The sequence below is a fragment of the Paraperibacillus esterisolvens genome (genome assembly GCF_046237625.1).
In the GTDB taxonomy this organism is placed as follows: domain Bacteria; phylum Bacillota; class Bacilli; order Bacillales; family DSM-1321; genus Paraperibacillus; species Paraperibacillus esterisolvens.
This window is the reverse complement of sequence record NZ_CP143545.1, coordinates 2,449,725-2,466,048: the sequence shown is the minus strand read 5'-3', so window position 1 is coordinate 2,466,048 and position 16,324 is coordinate 2,449,725. Positions and strand designations below refer to the sequence as shown.

Below are 16,324 nucleotides of genomic sequence, written 5' to 3'. Positions count from 1 at the left end.
AGCAGGCAGACAGAGACCTGATAAAGAAGACAGAAGCCTGGCCGTACTTATCGTTATCGAATGTCCCGCTTGAACAGGAGTCTCGTACTGAAGCGAAAATCTTGTATAATAATTAAATTTCTTCACAGGAAAAAACAACAATCGCCTAGAAAAGAGCTGCCTGAATAGATCTGAAGGAGGGTCAATCATGCCCAGCTATCGATATGCAGCCACCATCCAAAAAAAGGAAGGAGCTTATGTTGTAAAGTTCCCTGATCTCGAAAGCTGTTTTGCCGAAGGAAGCACAGAAACGGAAGCAATCCAGCTTGCTGAGGACACACTGAGAGCTTATCTTTCCTTTTGTGAGGATGAGAAGAAGGAAATTCCCCCGCCTTCAGGAATGCGAAATGTTTCTGAAGCAGACAGGGCAATATGGGTTAATGTAAATACCGATTACATTTAGCGGGCCAATTAAAAAAGTTAATCCAGGCTGCCCGGCCGGATTAACTTTTTTTGGAGCCGTGATAAAAATCCACAGCAAATAAATGATCATTATTTCTTGTGAAGATTAGGAGTGATCTTGACTAAAAGACGCTCGCCCGCAGCCATTTTGCTGCCGCATAAAGGGCAGTCGGGCTGATCTTCAAATGAATAATCCTTCCTCATCCAGCCTTTGCAATCCGGGGATTGACATTCCCAAATCTCTATCTGTTCTTTAGGCTGTGGTTCATCCCATTTTTTGCTATTATACATTTATAATCACAACTCCTTTATCTTATTATAGCATGTAAAGCAGGCATTTTTTGAAGCGGGGGAATAAAATGTTGAAAGTCGGTGTTATAGGTTTGGGAGATATAGCCCAAAAGGCATATCTTCCTGTTTTAGCTGGTATTTCAGATACAGAGTTTCATTTCTTTACCAGGAATCAAAAAAAACTGGCTGCTGCCGGGCGGATGTACCGGTGGACCCATCTGCATGACAGTTTGGAGAGCCTGGCGGGGTCTGGTATAACGGGCGCTTTCGTCCACACTGCCACTGAATCACATGAACAAATCATCAAGTTTCTGCTGGAGCATCATATCCATGTTTTCGTGGACAAGCCAATCAGCTATCATTTTGAGACATCCAGGAAGCTTGCCGAACTGGCAGCCCAAAAAAAACTTTTGCTTTCGGTTGGTTTCAATCGCAGATTTGCGCCTTCCTATAAATTTTTGAAGAAAGCAGAAGGGATAAATATGGTACTGGTCCAGAAAAACAGAAAAAATTCTCCAGATGAGATCAGGCGTTTTATTCTTGATGATTTTATTCATGTTGCCGATACAGTCCGACACTTATATCCTTATGAGGCAGAAGAGACGATTATTACCGGAAAGCAGAAAGACGGCCTCCTCACACAAGTGACACTCCAGCTGGCAGGGAAGGATGGGACTGCAATCGGTATCATGAACCGTGACGCCGGCATTTCCGAGGAGAGGGCCGAGGTTTTTGGGCCTGCTGGCAAAAGAATAGCGGAAAATGTAGCAGATGTTTATATTCATCAGAATAAGGATATATGGAAATCAGGCGGCGATGATTGGGAACCGACCCTGGTTAAACGGGGTTTCCATGGGATGGTGCATAATTTTCTTTCCGCTCTTAAAGGTGAGGAAGAGCCATTTATCCCAATGTGGGATGCTTTGAAAACGCACGAGCTGTGCGAAAAGATTATCTGTAAGCTTGAAGGCGGCGAAATGATTTAAAAAATTATAATTAAACTCTTGACATTTGTCTAAGGAAGCTTTATTGTTGTCATTAATCAAATGAAACGAGTGGCGCTGACGAAGAGTAGTACCTTATGTGAAGACAATCCAGAGAGCCGGTGGGTGGTGTGAACCGGTGAGTTTCCTAGGGGAATGGACTTCCGAGCCTTTAAACCGAACCCTGCATGTGCAGGCAGTAGGCTTTAACGTAAACTTCCACGTTACAGGAAAAAGGCATTGAAACTTGTCTTCAATGCCATTAAGAGGGCTGTTTCAGGCAGTCAACCAAAGGTGGTACCGCGGGCTTCCCGTCCTTTATTCAGAAGGATCGGGGAGCCCTTTTTGCGTACAAATAAAAATAGTAAATCATTGAGAAAGAAGAGTAGTTCAAGCGAATGATCACAGAGAGTCGGTGGCTGGTGTGAACCGATACATGCGCTTGTATGAATGGGCTTTTGAGAGATCCCTTGAATCTAGAGTAGAGGGAAACGGCTTCCCCCGTTACAGGGATAGAATATCTGGAATCTTTTAGATTTTCCACGTATTTGAAGAGATAGGAGGCATCTTGCCTCCTAACGGAGGTGGCACCGCGGACTATTCGCCCTCCATAAGCTGTGGCTTATGGAGGGCTTTTTGTATTTATTTTTAAGCAGGAGAGGGATCGAGATGAATTTAAAAACAAAGTCAAACAAGGTATTTACCAAGAAACTGCCGGCAATGGATCTTATTGCTGCCTTTGAAAGGCTCGGCGGAAACAATAAAGCGATACTGGAGTTCCCTGACTATGCAGGGGGAACAGAGACCATTGTCGGATTTACACCTTACATGGAAATCCAGGCAAAGGGGAGCAGGATCACTGTTCATAAAGACGGGGAGAAACATTCCTTTACAGGGAACCCTTTGGAGGAACTTAAAAGAATCGCAGCCAGTCTTCCACCGGAATTCGGGAAGCATGGCAGAGCGATAGGATATTTCGGATATGATTTTATCCGGAATTATGAGGAAATAGGGGAGGAACTGCAGGATAGCTTGTCTGCTCCTGATATGTGCTTTCTGTTTCATTCAGAGTATATTGTCAGGGCATCAGACGGAACAGCCGCCTGTTATCTTTTAAACTATGACGGATCCCTTACCCCAGAGGCAGCTGAAGCCCGAATGAGTGAACTTGAGCAAATGCTGAAGGAGCCTCAGCAGCCTCGGAAAACAGAAGATTTCAAATTTACTGGTTTCTTATCTGAAATGGGGCAGGAAGATTATATGGCAGGCGTGCTGAAGATAAAGGACCACATCCTGGCTGGTGATATTTTTCAGGGAGTGCTGTCACAGCGGTTAAAAAGCGGGTACAGCGGCAGGCCATATGAATTCTTTAAGAAGCTGAGAAGCTTTAATAAATCGCAATATCGATTTTTTATAGAACTGGAAGATTTACAGATTGCAGGCAGTTCTCCTGAGAGGCTGGTGACGATCCGGGAAGAAAAGGCACTTTCCAATCCGATTGCCGGCACAAGGCCGAGGGGGAAAACGGAGACGGAGGATCTGAGTTTGGAGCAGGAATTAAAACAGGATGAAAAAGAGAGGGCGGAGCATTTTATGCTGGTGGACCTGGCTAGGAATGACTTAGGGAAGATATCGAGGCCGGGGACGGTCCACGTGACAAAACTGATGGAAATACAGAAATATGTGAATGTCATGCATCTTGTTTCTGATGTAGAGGGTGTTCTGGATCCCGGCGTACACTTTTTAGATGCTGTACCGGCTGCATTGCCGGCAGGGACAGTATCGGGTGCACCGAAAATTAAAGCGATGCAGATCATAAATAATCTCGAGACAACAAAGAGGGGGATTTATGGAGGAGGAATCGGCACCTTTACCCTTGATGGATCACTTGATCTGGCCCTGGCCATCAGGACGATGATCTTTTCGGGCAGTAGTGCTTATCTCCAGGCTGGAGCCGGCATTGTCCATGATTCGGACCCAGAAGCGGAATGGAATGAAACGTTGTTTAAAGCTAAAGGATTGATGGAGGCGGCCAAATGATACTGCTGATTGATAATTATGATTCATTCACTTATAACCTTTACCAGATGCTCAGGAAATTGGACATCCCGGCTGTTGTGAAAAGGAATGATGAAATATCCATAAAGGAAGTAGAAGAGATGAAGCCGGAGGGAATCATTTTATCCCCAGGACCGGGCACACCGGATTCTGCCGGCATCTGTAAAGAAATCGTCAAGAACTTCAGCAAAAGCATCCCCATACTCGGGATCTGTCTCGGCCATCAGGTTATCGCAGAAGCATTCGGGGGTCTTGTAAAAAAAGCACCTCTGGTAAAGCATGGGAAGACTTCTACTCTGAACCATGATGGAAAGGGAATATTTCAAGGAATAGAAAATGCAATAACGGTTATGAGATATCATTCTCTTCACGTTGAATCGAATTCGCTGCCACGGTGCCTGGAGGTTACAGCCGTTTCTTTAGAGGATGAGGCGGTCATGGGGCTGAAGCACAGGGAGTACCCGGTAACCGGCCTGCAATTCCATCCAGAATCAATCGCTACCCAATATGGCATGGAGATGATGAGTAATTTTATTAAATCAATGGAACGGGGGAATTTATATGAAAAACTACTTACGTAAACTTCAGGATGGGAAAGCATTCACTTATGAGGAAATGAAGGAGGCAGCGCACCTTCTTTTAAACAAGGAAACGACTGAAAGTGAGATTGGCGCTTTTTTAATGGGCCTGTCCTGCAAAGACGCAGAAACGGCTGAAATGGCTGCATTGGCTGCAGCCATACGTGAAGCATCCACCCATCAAATTGAGGCTGGTGAAGGGGCCATGGATATATGCGGTACCGGGGGAGATGGATCCAACAGCTTTAACATCAGCACAACCTCCGCCCTTGTTTTGGCTTCAGGGGGAGTAAAGGTGGTCAAACACGGAAACAGAGGAATCACCAGCCGTTCAGGAAGCATGGATGTACTCGAAAAGCTCGGGATATCACTTACACAGGATGCTAAAGCTGCGGGAAGAATGGTCAGGGAGGCGAATATTGCGTTTCTTTTTTCGCAGCATGTCCACCCTCAGCTGAAAAAGATTGTAAAAGTCAGGAAAGACCTGGGCATCCCGACCATCTTCAACAGTCTGGGGCCGCTGACAAACCCGGTCAATCTGGACTACCAGGTAACTGGTGTGTACAGTCCATCGCTGCTAGATCCTTATGCTGAAGTGTTTATGAAAATGGGCAGGAAAAGGGCTGTGGTCGTCCATGGGGCGGGCGGCATGGATGAAGCCTCTCTCCAGGGAGAAAATCAATTGCGGATCATAGATAAAGGGGAAATAACAGCTCTTACTGTAAGTGCTGAAGAATTTGGTTTGGAGCAGGCAGGAAATATCGAGATACGGGGAGGAAATCCGGACCGTAATGCCCATATCCTTCTCTCTGTACTCGAAGGCGAGAAGGGGCCATACTCTGACATTGTTATTCTTAATGCAGGCATTGGTTTTTTTGCATCGGAAAAGGCGGAAAACATATACGAAGGTGTTCAGCTTGCAAAACAGCTCCTTGAGAAAGGCGATGCCTATGCACACTTTAAAAAAATATTGGAAGTATCAAAATCAGCAGCCACAAAGGAGGCGGTGATATGAAAGATTACCTTGAACCGATTCTAATTGAAAAGAGGAAGACTTTATCCAGGAAAATTCCGGCTGAGCCTGGCGGAATTCAGCTGGAGGAAAGGCACCCGTCCTTCAGGCAGGCATTGAAAGATGGGTTTTGCATCATAGCTGAATTCAAGCGTGCATCCCCTTCCAAAGGGGATATCAACCCGGGGGCAGACCCGGCAAAAGTTGCAGCAATGTATGAGAATGCCGGGGCAGCTGCTGTCTCAGTGCTCACTGAGGAAACGTTTTTTAAAGGGAGCCTGGAAGATCTTAAATCTGTAAGGAATCAAATCGCTCTCCCGATTCTATGCAAGGATTTCATCCTGCAGAGAAGCCAGATTGATGAAGCAAAGGCGGCCGGTGCTTCCATCATCCTGCTGATTGTGCGGGCCCTGGACAATGAAGAATTGCAGGACCTGCATGGATATGCTCATTCAATCGGCCTTGAGGTCCTGGTGGAGGTTCATAATGAAGAGGAGCTGAACAGGGCAGCAGACATCGGGGCTGAAATCATCGGCATTAACAATAGAAATCTGTCAACCTTCGAGATCGACCTTGCTGTGACAGAACAGCTGGCACAAAGAGCCAGGGATGCAGGGGCATTTGTGATCAGCGAAAGCGGGATATCCACTCTTCAGGACTGCAGAAGGGTAATGGAAGCCGGGGCAGACGGGATTCTCGTCGGCGAAGCTTTCATGAGAGAAAGCAATCCTGAGGAGATGATCAGGAAGATGAAGGATTTAAGGGGAGAAAAAATCCATGAAGGTTAAAATCTGCGGCATCACCGACAAAATGACAGCAGCTGCAGCTGTAAACTACGGTGCAGCAGCACTCGGATTCGTATTTGCCGAGAGTAAAAGGAAAATAGACAGGAAGCTTGCAAGAGAAATCATACATTCACTACCGCCTGGAATTGAGAGTGTCGGGGTATTCGTCAACGAAAGTCCTGAAATTATTGAAGAGACAGCGCTATTTACGGGGCTTACCATGATTCAGCTGCATGGAGATGAAGATGAGGAGACCGTTGACGCTATTAACCTGCCAGTAATAAAGGCATTTCCCTACAGTGCAGAATCTTTACAGAAATGGAAGGGCCATAATGCCAGGTACCTGCTGCTGGACGCACCGGCGGGGAGATACCGCGGCGGAAACGGAACCAGCTTCAATTGGAGAGAAGCTGAGGGACTCGGCAGGAAGGTCCATAACCTGATTCTGGCTGGAGGTTTGAATCCGGAAAATGTACAGGAAGCCATTTCCATTGTATCCCCTGCCATGGTGGACGTAAGCAGCGGCGTTGAGACAAACGGGAAAAAGGATTTGCAGAAAATCAAAAAATTCATCGAGAATGCGAAAAATGGAGGAATGACAAATGTCGGTTAAAGCATATACACTGCCTGATGCTAATGGGAAGTACGGAGAGTTTGGAGGCAGATTTGTACCAGAAACCCTCATGACGGCCGTGACCCAATTGGAGGAAGCCTACAAGTCTATTGCGGATTCGGAGTCTTTTCAAGAGGAATTCCAGTCCCTTTTAAAGAATTATGTTGGACGTGAAACACCCCTGTATCATGCTAAAAGGCTGAGTGAAAAATTGGGAGGGCCGAAGATTTATCTAAAGCGGGAGGATCTGAACCATACAGGAGCACATAAAATCAACAACACTCTTGGCCAGGCGCTCCTGGCAAAGAAAATGGGGAAAAATAAAGTGGTCGCCGAAACAGGAGCCGGCCAGCACGGTGTGGCAACCGCAACGGTCTGTGCATTGCTGGATATGGAAGCTGTCATTTTCATGGGGGAAGAGGATGTCCAGCGGCAGAAGCTGAATGTGTACCGGATGGAACTGCTTGGGGCAAAGGTTGTTTCTGTTAAGCAGGGAAGCAGGACCCTGAAGGATGCTGTTAATGAGGCATTAAGATACTGGGTTTCCCATATAGACGATACGCATTACATCATGGGATCGGTGCTGGGGCCGCACCCATTTCCGCAGATTGTCCGCGATTTTCAAAGCATCATAGGGAAGGAAACAAAAAAACAGTTTTTGGCGGCAGAAGGCAGGCTCCCCGAATATGTGATTGCCTGCATCGGCGGAGGAAGCAATGCAATGGGCATGTTCCACCCATTCATCGAGGATGAAGAAACCGTGCTGGTCGGCGTGGAGGCTGCAGGAAAAGGACTATCAACAGAGGAGCATGCAGCTTCCCTGACAAAAGGGCGGAAAGGTGTCCTGCATGGTTCGTATATGTACCTTCTTCAGGATACAGAAGGTCAGATACAAGAAGCCCATTCCATTTCGGCAGGACTTGATTATCCGGGAGTCGGCCCTGAGCATTCTTATTTGTTTGAACAGGGAAGAGTTGAATATCATTCCATCACAGATGAAGAGGCGCTTGAGGCCTTTCACCTTCTGACAAAAACAGAAGGCATTATCCCGGCTCTCGAGAGCTCCCATGCAGTAGCCCATGCAGTAAAAATGGCACCTGGCCTTACTTCAGCAGAAAGCATTGTGATCTGTCTATCAGGAAGGGGAGATAAGGACGTGGATACCATCAGAAAAAGCGAGGGGGCAGCCAATCATGAGTAAAGAGAAACTGAGAGTGACCTTCCAGAAGTTGAAGAAAAAAGACCAGAAAGCTTTTGTTGCTTATATCATGGGAGGTGACGGAGGGATAGGCCGCCTGATCAGTGATATTCTTTTTCTGCAGGAGAGCGGAGCCGACGTCATAGAAGTGGGAGTACCCTTTTCGGACCCAGTGGCCGACGGACCTGTCATCCAGGAGGCCGGGCTTCGTGCTTTGAGGGAAGGCACCACACTGAAGTCTATTCTCGCAGAAATACAACAGAACAAAGATAAAATCAAGGTACCCATTATCCTGATGACCTATATCAATCCGGTCCTTCAATATGGAATCCAGGAGTTTTCCAGGGACAGTGCAGCTGCAGGTATTGCCGGCTGCATATTCCCGGATCTTCCCCTTGAAGAGGAGGAACTTGTATCTTCAAGCCTGACAGAGGCAAGTATAGCAATCATCAGGCTCGCTTCCTTGACGAGTACTGAGGATCGTCTGGAGAAGCTCTCTGGAAGCAGTGAAGGCTTTCTATATGCAGTCACAGTAAAAGGTGTTACAGGTGAAAGGGCCAGACTCGAGACAGGGGAACTTGCCGAAAGGGTCCGGACTATCAAGCAATTCACGGATACCCCAGTACTGGCGGGTTTCGGCATTTCAAGCGCGGATACTGCGGGCGGGGTGCTTCCCTTCTGCGATGGAGTTATTGTTGGCAGTAAAATCGTAGCAGCACTGCATGAAGGTGAACGTGAAACCATTCGTGAATTAATCGGTGAAATAAAAGGGCTGCATGCTGTGAGCACACGATAAGGTAATGAGAAGCATCCGGAACCGGGCCGGGTGCTTTTTTCTTCGGAAGAGGGGCCGAGCTGCATATATCAGAAGGCTTCCTGCAGCCGGGCGTGAACATCATTTAATTACAGACATTCCTGCCCGCCTTACTCCGCAGCACCTCCTTATTGTGTTTGTACCTGATCCTTTCCCACCAATGGAATGGGCTGCGAATAGAACTATGTTTGTTTTATGCTGCTCTCTGTTTGTATTGCGGAATAGAAGGAACAGTCACCGGCCTCCATAGGGATAAAACAAAAATGTCATCTCTCTGACTGAAATAATGGTATGATTTAGGAAGTATATGTAAAGGAGAAGGCAGCATGATTTCCCGATTTTTTTCTTATTATCTACCACATAGGAAGCTTTTTATCATTGATTTCACAAGCGCAGTGATAGTGGCGCTTCTGGAGCTTGCATTTCCACTTGCGGTAAAGTGGTTCATTGACACACTTCTGCCGGGTGAAGACTGGGGGGCTATCATCAGTGTCAGTGCAGGGTTATTGGCATTATACATAGTCAGTACATTCCTCCAGTATATCGTCAACTATTGGGGGCATATGCTCGGCATCAATATCGAGACAGATATGAGGCAGCAGCTTTTTCAGCATGTGCAAAGGCAGTCTTTTAAGTTTTTTGACAATACAAAAACAGGTCATATTATGAGCCGTGTGACAAATGATCTGTTTGATATTGGAGAACTTGCACATCATGGCCCTGAAGATCTCTTCATTGCCCTAATGACCTTTGCAGGAGCTTTTTGGATTATGCTGACCATTAATGTAAAGCTTGCGCTCATCACAATATGCATTCTTCCCCTGCTTGTAATCCTTATTGTCTATAGCAATTTAAAAATGAATAAAGCATGGAACAAGATGTACAGTGAGATTGCCGAGGTCAACGGCCGGGTAGAGGATAGTGTTTCAGGAGCCCGTGTCGTGCAGTCTTTTACAAATGAAAAATATGAGATTAAGAGATTTAAAGATAACAACCAGCGATTTCGGAAAGCGAAGCTTGCCGGCTATAAGGTCATGTCGTTCAGTTCCTCAGGCATCTACATGCTGACCAGGCTCATCACGCTGGCCGTTCTGGTGGCAGGGGCGTGGCTTTCGTATCATAATCAGCTGAGTTACGGGGAACTGGTGGGATTTGTTTTGTATGTGAACGTTTTGTTCAAGCCTGTCGACAAAATCAGTGCCCTTATGGAACTCTATCCCAAAGGCATGGCGGGTTTCAAGCGGTTCACTGAATTGATTGACCAGGATCCGGATGTCAAAGATGCGCCTTCCGCATTTGATGCAGGCAGTTTAAGCGGCAGCATTTTATTTGATGACATTTCATTCAGCTATGAAGGGAATAAGCCTGTTTTAAAAGGGATAAATCTTGAAATTCATCCCGGTGAAACGATTGCTTTCGTCGGGCCGAGCGGTGCGGGAAAAACTACCATCTGCTCCTTGATTCCGCGGTTTTATGATGTGACGGAAGGGTCCATTAGGATGGATGGCCATGATATACGCACCCTGACAAAGGAATCACTCAGATCCCAGATCGGTATCGTTCAGCAGGATGTGTTTCTATTTACAGGTACGCTGAAAGAAAATATTGCTTACGGCAATCTAAAGGCTTCACAGGAAGAGATACACAGGGCTGCGGAAATGGCCCATCTTGAGGAATTTGTCACTTCACTTCCGGATGGCTACGAAACTCAAATCGGGGAGCGTGGACTGAAGCTGTCAGGAGGTCAAAAGCAAAGAATTGCGATTGCACGGATGTTTTTGAAAAACCCTCCGATATTAATTCTTGATGAAGCCACCTCAGCACTTGATACCGAAACGGAAAGAATTATCCAGGCCGCCCTGGCCGATCTGTCAAAGGACAGGACTACTCTGGTGATAGCTCACCGACTTGCAACCATTAGGAATGCAGACAGAATCGTGGTCGTCACGGAAGATGGCATTGCTGAACAGGGAAGCCATGACGAACTCCTGGAAAGGGCAGGGATTTTTGCAAATCTCCACAGAGTGCAATATCAGAATTGATGCCTTTAGTAAACGGCAGAATGGGAGGAGAGAGTTTAATGGCTAGAAAGCACTATACAATCCCGTGGAATGGGACAGAGCTCTCGGCAGCAGTTGATACGTCCGGCACACCAAAGACCCCGCTGGTTATAATCAGCCATGGATTTATCGGCAGCAAAACAGGAGTGGATCGATTATTTGTTAAAGCAGCAGAAGGACTGACAAAGCATGGAATGGGAGTCTTGAGATTCGACTACATGGGATGCGGCGAAAGTCCGGGTAACTATGGAGATACAACTTTTGAAGAAATGATCAGCCAGACAAGGGCGGTCATCGATCACGCTTTCAGTCTCGAATGGGTGGATGCGGATAATGTGATTCTGCTCGGACACAGCCTTGGCGGGGCAGCCGCTGTTCATGCGCTGGAAGGTGATCCGAGGATTTCACGGCTCATCATGTGGTCAGCGGCTGCAAAGCCCTATGAGGATATCACCCGCCTGCTTGAGGAAGGGGCGCGCAAGGGATCAAGCATCGAGTATCATGGCTATACCTTTACGGAGAGGTACATCGCATCTTTATCCGGATATGATCCGCTGGCTTTATTGGGTGTATTCAAAGGGAAGGCCCTGTTTGTTCACGGATCCCGGGATGAAGATATTCCCTTTTCATACAGCCTTCAGTTTAATGAAGCCTGCTTAAATGGGCGGGTTCACATTGTGGATGGAGCTTCCCATACTTATTCCAATGCCTCTCATTTTGATGAGCTGCAGGCCGTCACGCTTGACTGGCTCATACAGTCGGGAAAAAAACCGGAGTAAGAGGAAGGAAAAGGGATTGTTCCCTCGAATTCTTTAAATATAGTCATTCAGCAAAAGATAAGGAGTATTTACATATGCAGAATCCAGGATTACAGAAGCTATATAACAGCTGGCTCGCTGATGCAGACATTGACAGTATGCAGGAAAAGATGGAAACCGGCGAAGTGACTGCAAAGGAATTGACACTCCTTTATTTGAAAAGGATTGCAGAAATCGATAAAAGCGGTCCCGCCATTAATTCTATTCTTGAGATAAATCCAGATGCCCTCCAGACAGCCGAGGCGCTGGACGCAGAACGTAAACAAAAAGGAGCCAGGGGCCCCCTGCACGGCATCCCCATTCTTCTAAAAGATAATATTGATACTGGGGATAAAATGCATACGAGTGCCGGTTCATTGGCTTTGGAAGAATCCAGGGCAGAAAAGGATGCTTTTGCAGCAGCGAGGCTGAGGGAAGCAGGAGCAGTGATACTTGGAAAGACGAATATGACAGAATGGGCGAATTTCATGGCTGAAAATATGCCAAACGGATACAGCTCAAGGGGCGGGCAGGTATTGAATCCCTATTCCCCCGGGAATTTTGATGTGGGCGGTTCAAGTGCCGGGTCAGGAGCGGCGATTGCCGCCAGCCTTGCTGCCGCTGCAGTGGGCACCGAGACTTCAGGATCCATCCTCAGCCCTGCCAGCCAGAATTCCATTGTAGGGATAAAACCCACGGTCGGCCTGATCAGCCGGAGCGGCATCATTCCGATCGCCCATTCTCAGGATACGGCAGGTCCGATGGCCAGGACTGTGAAGGATGCTGTTTATCTGCTTGCCGCCATGACTGGTACTGATCCTCGGGATCCTGCAGCAGGGAAGTCCGTTCAGTGTGACGGCGTTGATTATGCCGCCTGCCTGAAGCTGGACGGTTTGAAGGGAAAGCGGATCGGCATAGCAAGGGATGTCTATTTTGATTATCTGCCAGAAGATAAAAGGAGTGTCCTGGACGCTGCCATTAAAGTGCTTGATGCTTCAGGTGCAGAAGTGATAGAGAATGTGCGGATTCCATCAGGAGATGAAAAATGGGGATATGAGGTTCTGACGTATGAATTCAAAACTGACTTGAACGCTTATCTAAACGGGCTGCCGAACACTTCAAAGGTTAGGTCCCTTAAGGATGTCATCCAATTTAATGAGAGGAACAAGGAAGCCGCTTTGAAATATGGCCAGGCAGTTATGATGGAATCGGAGAATACCAGCGGCACCTTGACTGAGCAGCAGTATATAACAGCACTGGAGCATGATGTGTATCATTCGACAATTAATGGCATTGATGCTGTTCTGAAAGAAAATAATCTAGACGCCATTGTTTTTCCTAATAACCTGGGTGCGGGCATCCCGGCAAAGGCTGGATATCCTTCCATTACCGTGCCTGCCGGCTATTCAGGAGAAGGCGAGCCTGTTGGGATTACCTTTACCGGGACAGCCTTCAGCGAGCCTGAATTGATTGAGATCGCCTTCTCCTATGAGCAGGTTTCCCGGGCAAGGATTGCCCCTCAGCTGAATATAGGCGAAGAGCAGCTTTTCTAGTAAAACCTTATATGAAATCCGGCCGCCGCTCTTTTACAGGTAATTCCATGTGAACGGACACCGGAGAACACTCGCTTTATCCGAAAGCCGGGTTGAATGAGTCACCGGCAGCTATTTTGGAAAATCAAGCACATATGGACAGGAGACATAGCTATGTTAAAGGGAAAGCAAATATGCTTACGGCCCCTCGAGGAAAAAGATGCCGCTGACTATGCAGAGCTCCTGGTCAGGAACCGTGATGTCTGGCAATGCTTTGAACCAGCCAGGCCAGAGGATTACTATACAATAGAACGGCAGCGGAGGACAATCGCAGAAGATCAGGAAGCCTTCAAAAGCGGCAGGGCCTATAATTTCGGCATATTTCTCCAAGATGATACATTGATCGGCGACATCAGCCTTTATGATGTCAGAACAGCTTTCTTTCAATCGGCCTCTGCAGGTTATTCAGTAGACGGCATTCATACAGGGAGGGGTGCTGCGACTGAGGCTTTATCCCTTCTTTTGCACTTTGCCTTTGAGACTCTTAAACTGAGGAGAGTGGAAGCCGGTGTTTCCCCGGAGAATGCTGCATCGATCCGCGTCCTTGAGAAGACAGGTTTTATCAGGGAGGGCTTGATGCGTGAATATCTGCTGATCAATGGCCGCTGGAAGGATCACTATCTTTATGCTGCCCTTTCTCCCCTGCGGGAATTGAGCGGCTGAAGCGTCATGCACAGCCTGAAAGTTTACTTTTAAATTCACATTGAAGTATAATCATGAAGGTATGAATTCTTAAGTAGTGGAAGGAGTAATGAATGATGAGTAAATATGCTGTAATTGATTTAGAAAAAGGCGGACAAGTTAAGATTGAATTATTTCCAAACGAAGCTCCGGGCACAGTTGCCAATTTTGAGAAGCTGATCAATGAAGGTTTCTATAATGGTTTGAACTTTCACCGTGTAATCCCTGGTTTTGTAGCACAGGGAGGCTGCCCGGAAGGACGCGGAACCGGCGGACCTGGCTACACTATCAAATGTGAAACAGAAGGCAATCCTCACAAGCACGAGCGAGGTTCCCTTTCAATGGCCCATGCTGGTAAAGATACAGGTGGATCTCAATTCTTTATCGTATTCGAGCCGCAGCCGCATCTGAACGGAGTACATACCGTTTTCGGAAAAGTGGTTGAAGGTATGGAGAATGTGGATGAGATCGGCCAGGGCGATGTAATGAAGGAAGTTCGCATCATAGAAGAATAATTTTAGATACTGAAAGAGCCAGCGTTTTTCCGCTGGCTCTTTCTAATTCCATCTAAGCTGAGGCGTTCATCTTCCTATTACGGCTGAACAGCTGCCGGTATGCTCCCGAACCTATAATGACACCAGTAATGATCATCAGCAGGCCTGCCAGATGGACCAGTGTTATTTTTTCTCCAAGGAATAGAGCAGCACCAAGAAGCGAGAAGAAGGGAGTGAGATTCAAGAAAATGGATGCCTCAGCCGCTCCTATCTGCCCGATGCAGTAGTTATACATCATATGGCCGAGGGCACTTGCAATCACTGCAGAGAGAAGGAATAACAGCCACAGAGATGGACTTCCCCCAGCCATGCTCTGCATTCCCTCCGGCTCCATGATTCGTGCAAGGACAAAGAGCATCCCGGAACCAATGATCATCATATAACCGGTCAGAAGGCGGGGATCCATGGTCTCCGATACCTTTTTTATAAGGATAAAGCTGAAAGCCTGCACAAGGATAGATAAAAAGACCTCTATATCACCGGGCCTGATGCCGTCAAGGCCTGCACTGCCGTCCATGACAGTTATGAATACTCCGGATAATCCAATCATGAAACCAGCCAGCTTTATAATGGTCAGCCTGCTTCCTAAAAAGATGATGGCAAGAATGGCAGTAAGCAAAGGTGATATGCCGAGTATCAGACCCCCATTAATTGCTGTGGTTCCCTTGAGACCGACCGCCAGGAAAGAATGGTGTGCAGCTACATTCAAAACTGCACCAAGTGTGAGAATTTTCCATTCATTTTTAGCTGGAAGCCGGAATTTTTTGATGACCAGAAGAATCAGCATGACAGTGATGCCGGCAGTAAAGATTCTGAAGGCTGTCATGGTCAGGGGCATGAAACTTTCCACCAAAAGCTTGGTCGCTGTAACATTAAGACCCCACGGGATCATGACAGCGAATAAAATCAGGTAAATTTGGTATGTACGCAAAGTCTCATCTTCTTTCAACCTTTATAGTTTTCTGAATAATGTTTTATTCTATAGCTAATGGGCGGGAATGTCACGGCTTAAACCATATATATCTGCAGCAGGGTGTTTGAGCGGGACAAGAAAGGGAAAACTAGTACTGGATTCAATTTGAAGGAGGTTTCATAAAATGAGTGTATTATTTACAGCTAAAGCAACTTCAAGGGGCGGAAGAGAGGGTACTGTCCGTTCAGATGACGGCGTTATCGATTTTCAGCTGGCAAGCCCCAAGGCTTTGAATGGGGATGGCGGCAATGGCACAAATCCTGAAGCCCTTTTCGCAGCGGGATATGCAGCTTGCTTTAATTCTGCGCTTGGCCTGGTGGCCGGGAAACAGAAGGTAAAGGTCGAACCAGTGGTAGCCGCAGAAGTCAGCCTCTTAAAAGATGAATCTGATGGAGGATTCAAGCTTGGGGTTGTATTGAATGTAGATGTTGAAGGAATTTCCCAGGAAGAGGCACAAAGCCTCGTAGAGCAGGCTCATCAGGTCTGCCCGTACTCTAAAGCAACACGGGGCAATATCGATGTTCAATTAAAAGTGAATGCGCAATAAATAGTAATTGCCTTAAACATGCCAATATGTTATATTATTATAGCGATGAGCTGAGTTGTGTAAGCCGGACAGCATACCTCCGGGTACGCACTATGTGGAGTGCGGCTGTCCGCCTCAATACGCGAAGAGGCCTGGTTTACCAGGCCTCTTTTATTTTTCCTGTTTTCAGGCATAACCGTTTACTTCACTAGATGAAAGATATATAATATTCAAATAAATGAATACATAAGCCTTATCAAGAGTGGTGGAGGGAATGGCCCTATGAAACCCGGCAACCCCTGTTTTTACAGACGGTGCTAAATCCTGCAGATTTTTATCTGCAAGATAAGGAAGAGCCTGCTTTACAG

Annotated in this window: 17 protein-coding genes, 1 riboswitch and 2 other annotated features; of the genes, 15 read left to right on the top strand and 2 right to left on the bottom strand. The window is 46.9% G+C overall.

Annotation, left to right across the window (positions count from 1 at the left end):
* The first annotated feature begins 187 nt into the window (after nucleotides 1-187).
* On the top strand, nucleotides 188-442 hold the full coding sequence (locus tag V1501_RS12450; protein ID WP_409288541.1) for a type II toxin-antitoxin system HicB family antitoxin: 255 nt from the start codon (nucleotides 188-190) through the stop codon (nucleotides 440-442).
* 89 nt (nucleotides 443-531) lie between these two features.
* On the opposite strand, the gene V1501_RS12445 is transcribed toward V1501_RS12450, so the two are convergent.
* Nucleotides 532-732, bottom strand: coding sequence for a cold-shock protein (locus V1501_RS12445; RefSeq protein WP_409288540.1), 201 nt, complete (start codon nucleotides 730-732; stop codon nucleotides 532-534).
* Between the two features lie 68 nt (nucleotides 733-800).
* Here V1501_RS12445 and V1501_RS12440 point away from each other — a divergent pair, with 68 nt between their 5' ends.
* The 13 genes from V1501_RS12440 (at nucleotide 801) to V1501_RS12380 (ending at nucleotide 14,418) form a co-directional block, all read left to right on the top strand.
* Entirely contained in the window at nucleotides 801-1,718 is a 918-nt protein-coding gene (locus V1501_RS12440; RefSeq protein ID WP_409288538.1) for a Gfo/Idh/MocA family protein, read from the top strand.
* A 66-nt stretch (nucleotides 1,719-1,784) separates the two neighbouring features.
* Nucleotides 1,785-2,037 (top strand) — a binding site (T-box leader).
* Between the two features lie 41 nt (nucleotides 2,038-2,078).
* Nucleotides 2,079-2,327: a binding site (T-box leader), on the top strand.
* A 57-nt stretch (nucleotides 2,328-2,384) separates the two neighbouring features.
* A complete protein-coding gene (locus tag V1501_RS12435; RefSeq protein WP_409288536.1) occupies nucleotides 2,385-3,755 on the top strand; it encodes an anthranilate synthase component I family protein in 1,371 nt (456 codons plus the stop codon).
* Nucleotides 3,752-4,354, top strand: coding sequence for an anthranilate synthase component II (locus tag V1501_RS12430; RefSeq protein ID WP_409288534.1), 603 nt, complete (start codon nucleotides 3,752-3,754; stop codon nucleotides 4,352-4,354). The genes V1501_RS12435 and V1501_RS12430 overlap by 4 nt, the downstream gene beginning before the upstream one ends.
* On the top strand, nucleotides 4,335-5,366 hold the full coding sequence (trpD, locus tag V1501_RS12425; protein WP_409288532.1) for an anthranilate phosphoribosyltransferase: 1,032 nt from the start codon (nucleotides 4,335-4,337) through the stop codon (nucleotides 5,364-5,366). The genes V1501_RS12430 and trpD overlap by 20 nt, the downstream gene beginning before the upstream one ends.
* Nucleotides 5,363-6,151: an indole-3-glycerol phosphate synthase TrpC gene (trpC, locus tag V1501_RS12420; RefSeq protein ID WP_409288530.1), complete on the top strand. Its 789-nt coding sequence runs from the start codon at nucleotides 5,363-5,365 to the stop codon at nucleotides 6,149-6,151. The genes trpD and trpC overlap by 4 nt, the downstream gene beginning before the upstream one ends.
* Nucleotides 6,141-6,761, top strand: coding sequence for a phosphoribosylanthranilate isomerase (locus V1501_RS12415; protein WP_409288528.1), 621 nt, complete (start codon nucleotides 6,141-6,143; stop codon nucleotides 6,759-6,761). The genes trpC and V1501_RS12415 overlap by 11 nt, the downstream gene beginning before the upstream one ends.
* Nucleotides 6,751-7,962 (top strand): tryptophan synthase subunit beta, encoded by a 1,212-nt coding sequence (trpB, locus tag V1501_RS12410; RefSeq protein WP_409288527.1) that lies wholly within the window; start codon nucleotides 6,751-6,753, stop codon nucleotides 7,960-7,962. Before V1501_RS12415 ends, trpB begins: the two co-directional genes overlap by 11 nt.
* A complete protein-coding gene (gene trpA / locus V1501_RS12405) occupies nucleotides 7,955-8,755 on the top strand; it encodes a tryptophan synthase subunit alpha (protein ID WP_409288525.1) in 801 nt (266 codons plus the stop codon). The genes trpB and trpA overlap by 8 nt, the downstream gene beginning before the upstream one ends.
* A 344-nt stretch (nucleotides 8,756-9,099) precedes the next feature.
* A complete protein-coding gene (locus V1501_RS12400) occupies nucleotides 9,100-10,815 on the top strand; it encodes an ABC transporter ATP-binding protein (RefSeq protein WP_409288523.1) in 1,716 nt (571 codons plus the stop codon).
* Nucleotides 10,816-10,853: 38 nt separating this feature from the next.
* A complete protein-coding gene (locus V1501_RS12395; RefSeq protein WP_409288521.1) occupies nucleotides 10,854-11,612 on the top strand; it encodes an alpha/beta hydrolase in 759 nt (252 codons plus the stop codon).
* Between the two features lie 74 nt (nucleotides 11,613-11,686).
* Nucleotides 11,687-13,183, top strand: coding sequence for an amidase (locus V1501_RS12390; protein ID WP_409288519.1), 1,497 nt, complete (start codon nucleotides 11,687-11,689; stop codon nucleotides 13,181-13,183).
* 153 nt (nucleotides 13,184-13,336) lie between these two features.
* Entirely contained in the window at nucleotides 13,337-13,885 is a 549-nt protein-coding gene (locus V1501_RS12385; protein WP_409288518.1) for a GNAT family N-acetyltransferase, read from the top strand.
* 95 nt (nucleotides 13,886-13,980) lie between these two features.
* Nucleotides 13,981-14,418: a peptidylprolyl isomerase gene (locus tag V1501_RS12380; RefSeq protein WP_409293341.1), complete on the top strand. Its 438-nt coding sequence runs from the start codon at nucleotides 13,981-13,983 to the stop codon at nucleotides 14,416-14,418.
* 52 nt (nucleotides 14,419-14,470) lie between these two features.
* Here V1501_RS12380 and V1501_RS12375 read toward each other — a convergent pair whose 3' ends face one another.
* Nucleotides 14,471-15,388: a DMT family transporter gene (locus V1501_RS12375; RefSeq protein ID WP_409288516.1), complete on the bottom strand. Its 918-nt coding sequence runs from the start codon at nucleotides 15,386-15,388 to the stop codon at nucleotides 14,471-14,473.
* Nucleotides 15,389-15,554: 166 nt separating this feature from the next.
* On the opposite strand from V1501_RS12375, the gene V1501_RS12370 reads away from it, so the two are divergent.
* Entirely contained in the window at nucleotides 15,555-15,977 is a 423-nt protein-coding gene (locus V1501_RS12370; RefSeq protein ID WP_409288514.1) for an organic hydroperoxide resistance protein, read from the top strand.
* A 229-nt stretch (nucleotides 15,978-16,206) separates the two neighbouring features.
* A riboswitch (SAM riboswitch) is annotated at nucleotides 16,207-16,308 on the top strand.
* Nucleotides 16,309-16,324: the final 16 nt, after the last annotated feature.

Coding starts and splice junctions, on each gene's coding strand:
- V1501_RS12435 (WP_409288536.1), top strand. CDS start 2,385: ATGAATTTAAAAACAAAGTCAAACAAGGTATTTACCAAGAAACTGCCG.
- V1501_RS12415 (WP_409288528.1), top strand. CDS start 6,141: ATGAAGGTTAAAATCTGCGGCATCACCGACAAAATGACAGCAGCTGCA.
- V1501_RS12400 (WP_409288523.1), top strand. CDS start 9,100: ATGATTTCCCGATTTTTTTCTTATTATCTACCACATAGGAAGCTTTTT.
- trpA (WP_409288525.1), top strand. CDS start 7,955: ATGAGTAAAGAGAAACTGAGAGTGACCTTCCAGAAGTTGAAGAAAAAA.
- V1501_RS12445 (WP_409288540.1), bottom strand. CDS start 732: ATGTATAATAGCAAAAAATGGGATGAACCACAGCCTAAAGAACAGATA.
- V1501_RS12390 (WP_409288519.1), top strand. CDS start 11,687: ATGCAGAATCCAGGATTACAGAAGCTATATAACAGCTGGCTCGCTGAT.
- V1501_RS12385 (WP_409288518.1), top strand. CDS start 13,337: ATGTTAAAGGGAAAGCAAATATGCTTACGGCCCCTCGAGGAAAAAGAT.
- trpB (WP_409288527.1), top strand. CDS start 6,751: ATGTCGGTTAAAGCATATACACTGCCTGATGCTAATGGGAAGTACGGA.
- V1501_RS12430 (WP_409288534.1), top strand. CDS start 3,752: ATGATACTGCTGATTGATAATTATGATTCATTCACTTATAACCTTTAC.
- V1501_RS12450 (WP_409288541.1), top strand. CDS start 188: ATGCCCAGCTATCGATATGCAGCCACCATCCAAAAAAAGGAAGGAGCT.
- V1501_RS12370 (WP_409288514.1), top strand. CDS start 15,555: ATGAGTGTATTATTTACAGCTAAAGCAACTTCAAGGGGCGGAAGAGAG.
- V1501_RS12440 (WP_409288538.1), top strand. CDS start 801: ATGTTGAAAGTCGGTGTTATAGGTTTGGGAGATATAGCCCAAAAGGCA.
- V1501_RS12395 (WP_409288521.1), top strand. CDS start 10,854: ATGGCTAGAAAGCACTATACAATCCCGTGGAATGGGACAGAGCTCTCG.
- trpC (WP_409288530.1), top strand. CDS start 5,363: ATGAAAGATTACCTTGAACCGATTCTAATTGAAAAGAGGAAGACTTTA.
- trpD (WP_409288532.1), top strand. CDS start 4,335: ATGAAAAACTACTTACGTAAACTTCAGGATGGGAAAGCATTCACTTAT.
- V1501_RS12380 (WP_409293341.1), top strand. CDS start 13,981: ATGAGTAAATATGCTGTAATTGATTTAGAAAAAGGCGGACAAGTTAAG.